15 protein-coding genes are annotated in these 12,395 nt (G+C 46.6%); 2 read left to right on the top strand and 13 right to left on the bottom strand.

Annotated elements, in window-relative coordinates; translation table 11 throughout:
* Nucleotides 1-260 precede the first annotated feature (260 nt).
* Nucleotides 261-620 carry a hypothetical protein gene (locus ACOMG9_RS10650; protein WP_422475034.1) on the bottom strand — a complete coding sequence of 120 codons (360 nt, stop codon included), beginning with the start codon at nt 618-620 and terminating at the stop codon, nt 261-263.
* A 194-nt stretch (nt 621-814) separates the two neighbouring features.
* On the opposite strand from ACOMG9_RS10650, the gene ACOMG9_RS10655 reads away from it, so the two are divergent.
* Nucleotides 815-1,801, top strand: coding sequence for a transposase (locus ACOMG9_RS10655; RefSeq protein ID WP_494530236.1), 987 nt, complete (start codon nt 815-817; stop codon nt 1,799-1,801).
* A gap of 170 nt (nt 1,802-1,971) precedes the next feature.
* Here the strand turns inward: ACOMG9_RS10655 and ACOMG9_RS10660 are convergent, their stop codons facing one another.
* Nucleotides 1,972-2,307, bottom strand: coding sequence for a hypothetical protein (locus ACOMG9_RS10660; protein WP_494530237.1), 336 nt, complete (start codon nt 2,305-2,307; stop codon nt 1,972-1,974).
* Nucleotides 2,308-2,630: 323 nt separating this feature from the next.
* Between ACOMG9_RS10660 and ACOMG9_RS10665 the strand changes: the two genes are divergently transcribed.
* Nucleotides 2,631-3,812, top strand: a complete 1,182-nt coding sequence (locus ACOMG9_RS10665; protein ID WP_494530238.1) for a tyrosine-type recombinase/integrase — start codon at nt 2,631-2,633, stop codon at nt 3,810-3,812.
* A 40-nt stretch (nt 3,813-3,852) separates the two neighbouring features.
* Here ACOMG9_RS10665 and ACOMG9_RS10670 read toward each other — a convergent pair whose 3' ends face one another.
* From ACOMG9_RS10670 to ACOMG9_RS10720, 11 genes are all read right to left on the bottom strand, one after another.
* Complete coding sequence (locus ACOMG9_RS10670; protein WP_448216874.1) at nt 3,853-4,779, bottom strand: nucleotidyl transferase AbiEii/AbiGii toxin family protein; 927 nt, start codon at nt 4,777-4,779, stop codon at nt 3,853-3,855.
* A 17-nt stretch (nt 4,780-4,796) separates the two neighbouring features.
* Nucleotides 4,797-5,573 (bottom strand): type IV toxin-antitoxin system AbiEi family antitoxin domain-containing protein, encoded by a 777-nt coding sequence (locus ACOMG9_RS10675; RefSeq protein ID WP_448216875.1) that lies wholly within the window; start codon nt 5,571-5,573, stop codon nt 4,797-4,799.
* A 115-nt stretch (nt 5,574-5,688) separates the two neighbouring features.
* On the bottom strand, nt 5,689-5,949 hold the full coding sequence (locus ACOMG9_RS10680; RefSeq protein WP_448216876.1) for a pyocin activator PrtN family protein: 261 nt from the start codon (nt 5,947-5,949) through the stop codon (nt 5,689-5,691).
* Between the two features lie 25 nt (nt 5,950-5,974).
* On the bottom strand, nt 5,975-6,865 hold the full coding sequence (gene traF, locus ACOMG9_RS10685; protein WP_494530239.1) for a conjugal transfer protein TraF: 891 nt from the start codon (nt 6,863-6,865) through the stop codon (nt 5,975-5,977).
* The gene (locus ACOMG9_RS10690) at nt 6,823-7,350 is read right to left on the bottom strand and encodes an IncC plasmid conjugative DNA transfer DtrJ family protein (protein WP_448216878.1); all 528 of its coding nucleotides are present in this window, start codon (nt 7,348-7,350) and stop codon (nt 6,823-6,825) included. The genes traF and ACOMG9_RS10690 overlap by 43 nt, the downstream gene beginning before the upstream one ends.
* Before the next feature lie 114 nt (nt 7,351-7,464).
* Complete coding sequence (traD, locus tag ACOMG9_RS10695; protein ID WP_494530240.1) at nt 7,465-9,288, bottom strand: conjugative transfer system coupling protein TraD; 1,824 nt, start codon at nt 9,286-9,288, stop codon at nt 7,465-7,467.
* Nucleotides 9,278-10,462 carry a TraI domain-containing protein gene (locus ACOMG9_RS10700; protein WP_494530241.1) on the bottom strand — a complete coding sequence of 395 codons (1,185 nt, stop codon included), beginning with the start codon at nt 10,460-10,462 and terminating at the stop codon, nt 9,278-9,280. Before ACOMG9_RS10700 ends, traD begins: the two co-directional genes overlap by 11 nt.
* A 2-nt stretch (nt 10,463-10,464) precedes the next feature.
* Nucleotides 10,465-10,803 carry a TraA family conjugative transfer protein gene (traA, locus tag ACOMG9_RS10705; protein WP_448216881.1) on the bottom strand — a complete coding sequence of 113 codons (339 nt, stop codon included), beginning with the start codon at nt 10,801-10,803 and terminating at the stop codon, nt 10,465-10,467.
* 14 nt (nt 10,804-10,817) lie between these two features.
* Nucleotides 10,818-11,213 carry a TraV family lipoprotein gene (locus ACOMG9_RS10710; RefSeq protein ID WP_448216882.1) on the bottom strand — a complete coding sequence of 132 codons (396 nt, stop codon included), beginning with the start codon at nt 11,211-11,213 and terminating at the stop codon, nt 10,818-10,820.
* Between the two features lie 18 nt (nt 11,214-11,231).
* Nucleotides 11,232-11,873, bottom strand: a complete 642-nt coding sequence (locus tag ACOMG9_RS10715) for a TraB/VirB10 family protein (RefSeq protein WP_494530242.1) — start codon at nt 11,871-11,873, stop codon at nt 11,232-11,234.
* Nucleotides 11,874-11,990: 117 nt separating this feature from the next.
* Nucleotides 11,991-12,392: a hypothetical protein gene (locus tag ACOMG9_RS10720; RefSeq protein ID WP_494530243.1), complete on the bottom strand. Its 402-nt coding sequence runs from the start codon at nt 12,390-12,392 to the stop codon at nt 11,991-11,993.
* Nucleotides 12,393-12,395 lie beyond the last annotated feature (3 nt).

The following is a 12,395-nucleotide window of genomic DNA, read 5'->3' on the forward strand; positions in this document are numbered from 1 at the left end:
CATAAGCTTAACCGTCAACAACACGGCTGTATTGCTCTCTGAGATTTTCCATAGCCTGTAGAATTGCCGAAGCGACATCTACCTTGTACAGTGAGGCATTGAACGACACTTTTCTTGTCTTGCAAACCTTGGGCTTGTTTCTCTGGAGGGCTTATGGATCAGCTTTAACCATCCTCGATGAACCTACCCCGGTGCGGACCCGAATGTCGATGTGCTTGGGGGCTGGAGAGTAGAGACATCCAGCTACCTGATTCAGGTGGCTATAGTTTTTTTTTAGCCCACCACTTATTTTTGTATAAGCGCTCTTTGAAGTAATTGACAGTTTTATTACGATCTAATGTAGTGGCTAACCTTCTTTCCATATTAATCATGTTTCTTTCATCGACAGCATCTGATGAACTTCTGTAAACCAGCTGCATTAGTGCAAAGATAAAGTTATCTGACAGCGCGTACAGATGCTCAAGAAGACCGTGAATGAAAGGATAGCTTATAACCAAATACACAAGAGTTGGATTTATTTCATAGCCGTAGTGTGAGTATATTTCCAGAGGGTCAGATTTGGCTTTAACAGATATAACTAAAATTAGTAGCAGTACTCCAGTAGCTTTAAACATATGCATCAAAATGCCTTCCTAAAATGAAAAACTACCTATAAACACCTTCTTTATAGATCATCCTTCTAAGATAGCCAGTTACTGGTGTGCCACTATCACTGATTATACACTGATTATAAGACATCCTTATATTTGACAAACAAGCCAGCTCGTCTAACTTTGTTCCCTGTCGCTGATTTTTAGTTCTGGCAGGAGAGATTATGACCCGTGCGCGAAGTTCTCTGATCGACCCAGGTTGCACGCCTTATTATCACTGTATAGCTCGATGCGTACGCAGAGCATATTTGTGCGGAGAGGATCATTTAACGGGCAAAAACTACGAGCACCGTCGGCAGTGGGTTGTAGATAAGCTCAGGGAACTGGTTTCAATCTTTTCTATAGAGGTCTGCGCCTATGCGGTTATGTCGAATCACTATCATGTGGTTTTGCATATCAATCAGAAGCCTGCCAGAGAGTGGACACGAGATGAAATTTTGAGTCGATGGACAAGGCTTTTCACAGGGCCGCTCCTGGTTCAGAGATATCTTGCTGCTGACCAGTTGAGTCATTCGGAGCTGGCTCGTTTGGATGAATTTGTTGAAGAGTATCGAAATCGTTTAACGAATATCAGCTGGTTCATGCGTTGTCTGAACGAATATCTTGCCCGTGAGGCTAACCAGGAAGATGGCTGCAAAGGTCGCTTCTGGGAAGGGCGGTTTAAAAGTCAGGCGTTGTTAGATGAGGCAGCGTTGTTGACCTGCATGGTCTATGTTGACCTGAATCCGCTCCGTGCTGAAATGGCGGAAACTCCAGAAGGATCAGACTACACGTCGATACAGGAACGAATAGAAAATGTGGCAGGTTCTAATACCCGAAAGCAGCCAATCACCCTTATGCCTTTCCGATCACAGGGGCAAAATCCGGCTAAGGCATTGCCTTATATTCTTCACGATTATCTTGAGCTGGTTGACTGGAGTGGGCGTGCAGTTCGATCAGATAAGAAAGGTTCAATCCCTTCAGATATCCCACCCATTCTGACCCGACTGGAAATTGATTCAAATGAATGGCTCAAAACCATGAGATTGAATAACCGCTTCTATCGGGCAGTGGGCAGGCTGGAAGTCATGAAAAATTTTGCTCAGGAAATGGGGCAGCAATGGGTACAGGGATTGTTTACCTGTAGTCGTTTATTTAATGGCGTAAGCTGATTGCCCGACTTTTCCGTTGTTGTTTGTTGCCCCTGTCATATGGGGAGCCTTGCTATTTCTGACTTTTTTCTCTTTTGAGTGTTTCGCTTGTCGTTTGTTATGACAAACGATGATTTTGAGTGGCTGTCAGGGTTTGATGGGCTGCTAGGCTCGCGGTTTGTGGACTGTATTTATATCTTATGCGGATATCCTATTTTTTTCCTTTTAATGGATGTCCTATTTTTTTTCCTATTTTTTTTCTTTTTTTTTAATGGATGTCCTGTTTTTCTGTCCTGTTTTTCTGCTAATGGATGTCCTGTTTTTCTCTGTTTTTCTGTGTTTTTCTGCTGCTTTTCTGTTTTTCTCTTGTTTTTCTCTGTTTCTCTGCTGTTTTTCTCTGTTTTTCTTGTTTTTCTCTGTTTATTTTTCTTGTCTTGGTTTCCCTGTTTTTCCGGTTCTTGTTTTTCGGTTCTCCAAAAACGCCACTCACTGCTTTTTGCAGTAGAGTGGCGTTTTCTCCCTGGCAACTGAATCAGACTTCAGTGGATGGTTCGAAATTGTAGTTTCTTATTGAGCATGTTCAGAAATCAAGGATTGAGTTTGAGAGTAAATAATCGCTCCCAAAGACCAGCATCAATCCTTATTGATTGGCTCCCCGGTCTCTTCATCAAAATGATTGGTGTGAAACTCATACCACATCACGTTAAGCGCCCCTTCCTGTCACTCTAACCTCTTGTTTTACTGCAATTCTGATTACCGTTGAGAACTATAAAACCCCTTGAAACACCTATAATTCATCAGCATTTACTCCCAAATTTACTCCCAAAAACTTGCTTGAAAGGTAATGCTGATGAGTATCTATTGCGACACCCGAAAGCGGAAGAAAGGCACTGTTTACAAGTTCATCGTTCAGGTCATGAAAAAGCATTTCGTAGCCAAAGAACAGATGACATTTCCGGACAAGCCGTCAGGACGTGCCTGGGCAAAACAGGTTGAAAAGGAAATGCTGAGAGAAGCGGAAAAAGAGGAACCAAAGTACGAGGCGGCTCAGTCTCGAACCGGCGATATTACCCTGAAATCTTACCTTGAACATTACAGGCTAAAACAGGGTACCATGCCAGAAGAAAAGCAGATCAGCTATCGGGATATGCAGGCGATCAAATTTTGGGAGAAAAGCTGGCTGGCAGAGAAGAGGTCAAATGAAATTACCGAGCAGGATTTAATCAAAATCCTCGATGAACGACTGGAGACGGTTACTCCATCGACCAATCATTTATATGTCTCTGTACTGAGGCGTGCCGTCAGCTGGCAAAAGAGGGTAGGAATTTACTTCAAGAGTTTTATTAATGATGAAGTGATGAAGGAGCTTTGGAAGCTCGGATTGGTGGGAAAATCCCGACGGCACGACATACGGCCTACTGAGGAACAGATACTTCAGCTATATCAGGTACTACTGGCTGGTTATAACAAACCTACTGGAACCATACCTCACCATCACATCATGATGTTCAGCATATACAGCACCTTTCGTGAGGGAGAGGTTTGTAGCATCAAGTACAGTCAGCTCGATATGGAGCATGGGCTTGTGATCATTGAAGACAGGAAAGACCCCAACAATAAATTCGGGAACCATCAAAAAGTGCCCATACCTGTTGAGTGTCTTGAAATTATTGAGAGGCAGCCAAAGTTCGAGGGGGAAGACCGGATATTTCCTTATAAGGCAAAATCTATCGCTGTGCGCTTTTCCTATTGGACGAAAGAGCTTGGGTTTCCAGATATCCGGTTTCATTCCTTTCGGCACGAAGGTGTATCAAGGCTGTTTGAGCAAAATATGTCGATTCCTGAAGTGGCACTTCGTAGTGGTCATAAAACCTGGGAGCATCTGCGGCGCTATACTCACCTCTTGCACAAAGAGCCACCGGATTTATGGGGGCAGTGCAAGAGAATAGAAAATAATTACTGGGCTGAAAATGAGCTGGTGAACAGGCAGTTGCTCAAGGTTTCGATGTCGCTTTCATGGGGAACGGAGTAAGAAACTTAAAGTTCTGCCTGCTGTGGTCAGTGCATACTTTCTAAACCTGTAGCCACTGCTTCAGTGTATTCTCCAGTTTTTCAAGCTGCTGCTGATGCTTGTCTTTGTTTTTTGACAACCGCTGAATATTCTTTAGCTTCCAGCGGATAGCGGGAAGTTCTGCAGCAGAAGGCTCGTCAAACAGTGTCCAGTCTGGCTTGCCTCGTTTGAAAGATAATAGAAAATCCTGGTCTCTCTCGGTGAAGTGAGCTTGCAAGGCTGCCACCATACGAGAACGGGTTTCTATTAGTTCGTTCAATTCCACTGGTTCGTTCGTCATACCGGCAAACTCATCGTAAAACGTTTGCTCCAACTCTTTCCAGCGTGGTGACATGACTTCATGTATTGGGCGTGGATGGCTCAGTGTGTAGGTTAGAAAGCCAGTAAATATCTCTCTGGAAATTCCACCTGCATTTAGTATTCGCTGTACATCATACAAGTCTCGTGGGTGCTGGCGATCCATAGCAGCACAAAGCTTTCCTCCATATAAATCGGCCTGACTGACAACAGGTATTTCAGCATAGCCAAATCCATCCTCTACTGACTCAACCACAGGCAGCAACTCTGGGTCATGCAGTGTACCCCGGGCAACAGGAGAGACTTCGATTTTGATGGTTACGGATTCTGTAGTAACAATAATTCTTAATTCGTCTTGTCGGTTGTCCTGAAGCACTGCACTGGTTGAAGGCTGCGTATTAATCCGCTCAGCTATACGTTCGAGTGCTGAGCGAACATTTTTCAGTGCTTCATCCCATGGTTCGAGAGGAAGGTAGGCAAGGTCAATGTCTACAGAAAGTCGAGGAAAATTCTGAACAAACAAATTGATGGCTGTTCCGCCTTTCAGGGCGAAGACAGGCTCGGTTGCCACAACTGGCAGCATTTGGATCAACAGGGACAGCTGTTGGTAATAAACGGATTTTTTGTCCATTTTAGTCTGATCTTCTTTTACGATGCAGGATAGTGTAGAGATTGAGGAACAGTGATCTGGTAACGCTCGTCGAATCGACCGTTAGTCACTACTTGACGTTTACCTGAACCGAGTTGTATTTGAGATTCATCAAGACGGCCAAACCATTGATGGCCATAGTAATCACTCAGAAAGAGAAATATGCGGTTGGTCTGAACAGCACTACTGCGATTAAGAAGTGACTGCACTTTTCTTGGGCTCAAGTTAACTAAACCCTGAAATAATTCGGCGACGTGTTCAAAACGAATATTTTTCCCGATAGCATCGACCACTTCATAAGCTGCGAGTTCTGGGCGACTGGCTCTGAGTTCCTTTCCTTTTACGGTTACTGTAGTGAAATCTTTGTCAGTTAGTTCACAAAGCTTTTGGTTACCAGTATATAACCAGGGCTGTTCGGAAAACTCCCGAAACCATTTGGGCAGGATTTGCTTGCTTCTGGTCCCAACCCAGACCTGTTCTGAATTCAGTTGCAGATAATGGCTAAGCCCCTGGTGAGTCAAACTGCTAAGCCCTGCAAGGTGTATTGGCAACTGTAACTGTTGAGTAAGAGCCTGCAATGCGTCCGGCCAGTCAGGTTTGATCTTGCCACTGGGTTCCGGACGATAGTAGACACCAGAGCTGAGTCTCTTCAACCAGCCGCTTTTGGCATATTTCTGGGCTAGAGAATAACGGATACCGTTCTCCGTCAGCCATTGTTGGAGCACCAGAGAACCCGGAGAGGTATGGTTTATCAGCCAGTTTATTTTAGATGACATATTAATACCCAAGGTGTTAATTTATATCTTATGCCAAACAGACAGGTTTGTCTAAATGCAGATATTAATACCTAAGGTGTCAATATATTAAATATCATAAACTGTGCTGTTTTGATCAACGTACTCCTCTAACCTTTTCCCAAGTACTGCTATAGGTTTGATGCCGATTATCAAGATATTTGGCCAAGTCTGACAACCGAATCATCATCGGCGACTTCCTACTTTCAGTCAGTCGCACTACCGGTACAGGTAGTTGTTGGGAAGCTGCCGCTGCTTTGGCTTTTTTCTCACATAAACCAAAAAACTCGTCACATACCTCTTCGAGGCGGACGTAAGGTTTCTCGTACTTGGCAAAGAGCATCAGTTCAGTATTCATAATATTCAGACTATGACATTGGGTATTAGTGAGGGTTAAAGTGAGGCTTGCTAAATAGATTTATTTTTTCAGTTAGCAAACCTTTATCCCAGGTTTCATTGGTGATTCTGGTTTTCTGGAAGTCATCTTTATTGATCCAGCCTTGTTGATAGGCAACATCAACAATACGTTCCGTCAGGGCAGTCAAAGATGTGGAGCCTTGTCGTATAAGAACGATGTTGTCAGGAGGCTGCATAAGAAACAGTGCAGGGTATGTGGCAATATTCAGAGATGCAGGTGGCGACCTTTCTATTCGACTGTTTGGGAATGCTGGTATCAACTGTCCATCGGTAGAGATGGTGATCAGTTCAAAGTCGTATTCCATGCTCAGGAGCTGCACTGTCCTGGCCTGAATATGGCAAAGTCTGCAGCTGCCCCGGTAGTAGAAAACCAGGCCGGCTATCCGGGCAACTTTTCTCAAAATAATTTCCCTGGCCTTATGAGCCATATCATCTTTGATTTTTGCCGCTGCCGGAGAGATTGGTCGACGGACATTTTCATCCAGCATGGGGTCGCTTTCGATGATTTGTTTACCAACATAGGCAAACCGTTCTGCTTTTTCTTTTATCAGCCTGTCGAGATAGAGGTATTTACTCACGTTTTCTCTACTGGGAAGGTCGATGGCTTTGTCCAGGTATTGACCGATATTATCTCTGATCCATGCGGTTGTGAGTGGCTGGTGTCTTTTGGTTTGATCGTTGGCTACATTCTCGTCGGTTTCTGGCTCGGCAATCTGCTCATACCAGAACCAGCCTTCGGAGTGGCGACTAAACCATTGTTGTTCAGCTGAAGCAGTCACTGAACATATTCCGACTAATAGCAGAACGAAGGGCATCAGACTTTCTTCTGCCAGTTGGCTGTCCACCATCCCAGACATAGTGCAGCCAGCCAGGCGGCGGCAGGAATCAGCAATACTGGAACCGGCAGAGGGATGATGATTAGATAAAGAAATAAACCCGGAATCCATTTTGATGCCCGTCGGCTCCAGAGGTTTTGCAATGGACTGGTATAGTGAAAATCGTGATAACGGATTTTTCGGATCAAAAGGCCGTCGAGAATAGCTGCAATAAACATTACGCCCCAGAATGGCAGGCAAGCCAGCAATACGGAGATTCGATAGAACAGCTGTCGTATCAGACTAAGCAAGCTCTTAACCACACCCTGAATGAGCTCCATGGCCTTTGCCAACCCTTCACCCGAGTTTCGATCTGTAGTCGTATGTTCCAAAAGAAAGCGCTGAATACCCGATTTCATAATGGTGGCTGCATATAATTGGTCGCCTGTTCGTATAATCCATACAGCGTTCTCCTGCCCCAGCCTTTGAGCATATTGTTGCTGCTCTTTGTACAGGTACTGGTTCATGTTTTGGTCCGAAAACACCAACCAAAGCAGTATCAGACCGATTCCAAAACACCAGATTGCAACGGGGCTGGTTTGTTTTTGAGAAGTTGTCATAAGAAAGATGGAATCAAAGATTCAGGATTTTGGGGAGCAAAGAATCGGGATTCTTCCTTTCAATAAACGTCCTCCGCCCAATCGTGCAACGCATTCCAGATTGGGCAGCTCACCAAGCAGTTGCGGCGGAAACAAGTCTCCGGTTTCTTCTAATTGCTGTTCACTGAGGTTGCCGGTGAATTCCATAGGGCGGTTAGCGTCGGTGCTGATGCCCTGATTACGGATAAAGTAGCGGTAACGAACCGGTGGCAGTTTATCGGTGATAAATTTCTGGGTGTCGGGGTTTTGTGTTCTCAGGCAGACAAGGTGATTGCAGTTGTCTATAAACTGTTGGGCAGCCGCTTTCGAGCCTAACTGAGCTTCAAAGTCAGCCAGCGTCTGGGTAGCGACGTATAACCGGAATTGAGCCCCCCGGCCTTTGTTAAGCAGGGACAGAAGTTGAGGGCAAAGCACTTCTGCGGCTTCATCGACAAACAGGTTGATGGGTTTGTCGTTGCTATCTGCGTAGTTATAACGATCCCCCGCCACGGCTGCCAGGTCTGCCAATAGCAACTGTCCGATAGCTTTGCCGACCATGGGATCAGACAGGGAATCGAGCCCAAAATACATCACCTTGTTTTGCTCAATCAGGCTGGCGGTATGGGTACAGGGGCGCAGGTCGTCTGTATCGGTGGGATCGGGTGATAGCAGTCGGGTCAGTGGGCCTCCTGTCAGCATTCCCAGGGCAGGCAGTAAGGTTGCAATCATTTTTCCATAGTGGGCTCGATCATGTTCAAACAGTGAGATCAGTCCTTCCACGTCGGTGCAGGGCGTTTCAGGCATGACCTTATCCCGATAGAACTCTATCCAGCGTCGTGCCTCGGCTTCGGCTTTATTTTTGCCCTTAACTTCCTTCGCCCGAATGATATCTGCTGCCTGAGCCAGGTGTCGTGTACAGACAATAGTGAGCGCTCTGATTAGCAGTCTGGTGACGCCACCTTCCAGTCCCTGACGAATCATGACAAGGGTAGGGCGCTGACCACAGAGCAGATAGCCCTGAACTACGGCATCAACGGCTTTTTGGGCAAAAGCCTGAAAGGGTGCATTATCACCACCGGAAGGCATCAATCCAGAAATCCGGCTGGCCAGCTCGCTGGAACGGTTGAAGTTCTGTAGCAGGTTGATACGAATGGAATTGGCAGGAAAGCCCGGATGGAACTTCATAAACCGGTATTGATTGCCTGACAGCTCGCAACTTCTGAGGGTATGGCTGGCAAGATCATGGTCGCCTTTTGGGTCGACGATAATAACGGGCTCATTGCGTAATACGGCTTGTGTCACCAACAAATCAAAGAGTCGGGTTTTACCGCTGCCCGGGACACCGATCACCATGGTATGCATCTGAGCCTGTTCAAGAGGCTGATATAACGGCTCCTCATGTTCTTCCATACCGTGAATCCAGCCTGCTCCCATGTTTTTTTCTGATTTGGCTGGCAGGTTATCACTTCGTAATAAGTCCCAGGCTCTTTGTCCATGGAGCCGTTGCCATTCAAAGCCCCAGCCTAACCAGACTCCTTGCTTCTGATTCTTTGTTTGCAATGAATGGCATTTTTTTCCCGTTAGCTTTAACAGAGCCAGCTTTTTCCCCTTAAGCCGCCGATGCTGTTGCCATCTTGGCAAAGCCTGTCTCAGCCGAATGAACATCATGGCCCCGCAGAAAGTAGAGGTTAGAACAAAACCAATCTGCGGCAGTAAACTGTAAAACGACAATGTATAGGCTGTAATCATGGCGGAAAACCATACGGCAGAGGAACTCAACTCATAAATAGGCCGCCAGTTTTGCAAATAAGGGCGATCACTGATCATGCTGTGTCCCCGTGATGTTTTTTGTTGGCAACCATTGTTTGCACTGTTCGGAAATGACAGGTTGCAGAGCAATGACCAGTCGGCCATTACGTCGAAAAATAATCTGGTTCCCAACAGGTCTGATCCAACCTCTCTGGTTCCATTGTTTGAGCAGAATATCCGGTTCTGGAGTTTCCCTGGATTTGACCGCATCAGGCCAAGGCAGCAGAAGGCTGTCTTTCGCCCATTTGATATCCTCTGCGTGGAGGTTACCTATAACCAGCTCAAGCCAACCGAGTTCATTATCCTTTTCCTCTGTTGGCTGATCCTCAGTTTTGGACGGTTTTGTGATCTGGTTAAGCGCCTCCGCATTTTCGAAATGCAATTTGATGCTTTTCAGACGTGCCAGCTCAACGGCATCGATGATTTGCGATACGCCATGGCCGCTTTTTTGTCCGGTAAGCGCACCGATAAAAGTCTGCCAGAGAGCACCATTACTGTTGTCGGGTTGCAGGGCATTGCGGAATGCCTGAGGAGTCAGCAGCGGCAAAAGTAACAGATTGATGGCCGTATATTCTGGTCTTAATGGTTTCCCGGGATCGGTATCACACTGTTTCCAATGGGGTGAGTAATGGCTAATGCGGTGTTGTTGCAACCAGCTTCCAAGAGGTTGCTGGAACGCTGGCCATTGCTCTGCGGATGATGTTTGAACAACAAGACAAGAGGTCATTCTCCCACTGTCATATAAAAGTCCGGCGATCCCTGCCATTAACCGCCATAGCGGTTCCCTCGCTCTGCGTTGATCTGGATACAAGTCGTGGTCTCTGTGAATCTGCTGCATGGCTGTGACGGACCAGAAGGCCGTTTCCAGAGCATGGCGGATCGCGCCTGCTGGTTCACAGTGGTGCTGAGGATGAGTAGGTAAGAGATGGAGCCAGTTGGTGAGATTATCCAGTGTTTGGTCAAACATGCGCTGCAGGTCTGCTGGCAAATTCAGCTGCTCGTTTAACTGTTCCAAAAGCTTTTGTTGCTGATGCAGGATTGTTCCTGTGCTCACCTGATACCCAGCGCAACCTGAACCTGGTTGTATAGACTGATCAGCTTCTGGAAGATTGATTGGTAATAGGATTTTTTCATCAGCGTGATGCGGGTGTAACCATTGATTGATAATGGCTAAAGCCTTTGAGGTGGACATGGTTAAAGCCCGAAAATGGAATTAATAATGGTGGGAGTGACCTGCAATCCGACAGCGGCCCCCACTCCGGTAGCAAAGCCGATTAATGAGTTTCGAGCCATGCCGTAGGCCAGTCCGATCAGGACAAAAGAGATAGACAGTGTTCGCCCCAGGTCTCCCTTGATCCAACCCACCAAACGACCATAAATTTCCGCAAAGTCAGTGGAACCTGTCACATTGACAGGATTGGCCGCCTGCAGCTCCTGTGGTAGTAAAGAAAGCATGATCAGTGGTGCCAGGGACACCATCAGTTTCTGCAGCTTCATAACAAGTTGTGGTCTATCAGCAGGCAGTACATACATCTTCAGTGACTCCATTAATCATTAGACGGTGAATAGACGGGAATGGCAGACTGCCAGTCTCTTGGTGCGATATCGGTCATCACAACTCCGCCGCTGTGCCAGTTGCCCCGCTTGTCAACCCAGGGTGCAATCCAGATTTTCAGGATTTGAGCGGGTGTGCGGTTGGGTATCGCTTCGGGCGTTACAAAACGAAGATCGGGTTCTGAATAGTTTTTGGGAGCTGAAGGAAACAGGTTTTCAGCAGACGTTGAACCGGTATCCTGATAGACCTGTCTTGCCGATTTACATACGCCTTTGCCGGGTTCCGGGCAGGCATACTCAGCTTCACCAACACCAAACAGTGAGCAGCCCTGAATAACAGGTACCAGCGAAACCATCAGAAGCAATGCTCTGGTATCGTGTTTACACATAGAAAAAGCCTCGAAAGATTAGTTCTTAAGACCATGGGTGAGAATCAGGTCCACCTTACGTTCGGCGCTGATTTCAATGACGGGCACCATCTGGTCAGCCAGCTGCAGGTAAAAATCTGCCAGCTTTTCCAATGCTTTGTTACTGCCCTTAATCAAAGAGCTTTGCAGAGCTTGGCTGCCCTTTAAGCCAGACTGAAAAGGAGACTGAATCTGGCCGTTCTGGTTGGGGATTACAGACAAGACTGGGACGGGTTTGGTATCAAAGGCCTCACTGATACCGCTGAGAAAGCCTGCCATAGCCGCCTTGGCCATAACCTGCCCCTGTTTACTGACCAGCCTGCCACGTAATCCGGCTTTGCCATCTTCTCCGGCGATATAACCTTCTAAAGGTCGTTCAATCACTTCTTCCTTGTCGTTGTATTTGAGGATGCACGACAGGGTTTCACTGCGAAGATAAGCCCGCTCGGAACTCAGATCGCCATAGCCTGATGCCAGAACAAAGCACTCCCTGACGTTAGTGCGATAGCGATTGGGCAAAATGGCAGAAGCTTTGATGCGGATAAGGACAGGATAAGGTTCACGTCTTGCGCCTTGCCCTGTCGGAACATCCAGCCCGGTGATTAACTGGCCGGATAGCAGACTTCCGGCCGGTAAGCGCAAAAGCTTTGGTTTATCCTCTGGTTTTGAATTTAGGGTGACTGCCTGAGGGTTGGTAGTTCCTAATACCCGGATAGGTCTGGGTGGTTGAGGAGGTGTGTCATAGTAATCAGTTTCGTTTTATTGGGTTGTTGGTGATTGACTGTAATGATTCCACTGCAATACATCCGGAACAGACTCTGGTAGCGGAGGTTCAGGAACAGAGAGTGTGGGTTGATCGGGCTTCTTCAGCTGGCTAATTTCCTGTTGCAACCTCTCCATTTCTTGCTGATACGCTTCATGCAAAGCTTTTTGTTGCTGATGGATGCGTTCCAGATCACCACTGATACGGTTCAGAGTTAACTCTTTCGGTGGCACTCCGGTAAAGTCCACAGAGGAGGTGGTTTGCTCCGGAGTTTTAGTAATGTCTGAATCCTGCCGTTTACTGGTTGTAAAAATCAGGGTGACCAGAACCACTGCGGTACCCAGCACAATGCCATAACGCTTTATTCTTGGTGTTAAATAATGGTTGATGGTGTTCATTGC

It is taken from the genome of Endozoicomonas sp. PH6C, assembly GCF_059322965.1.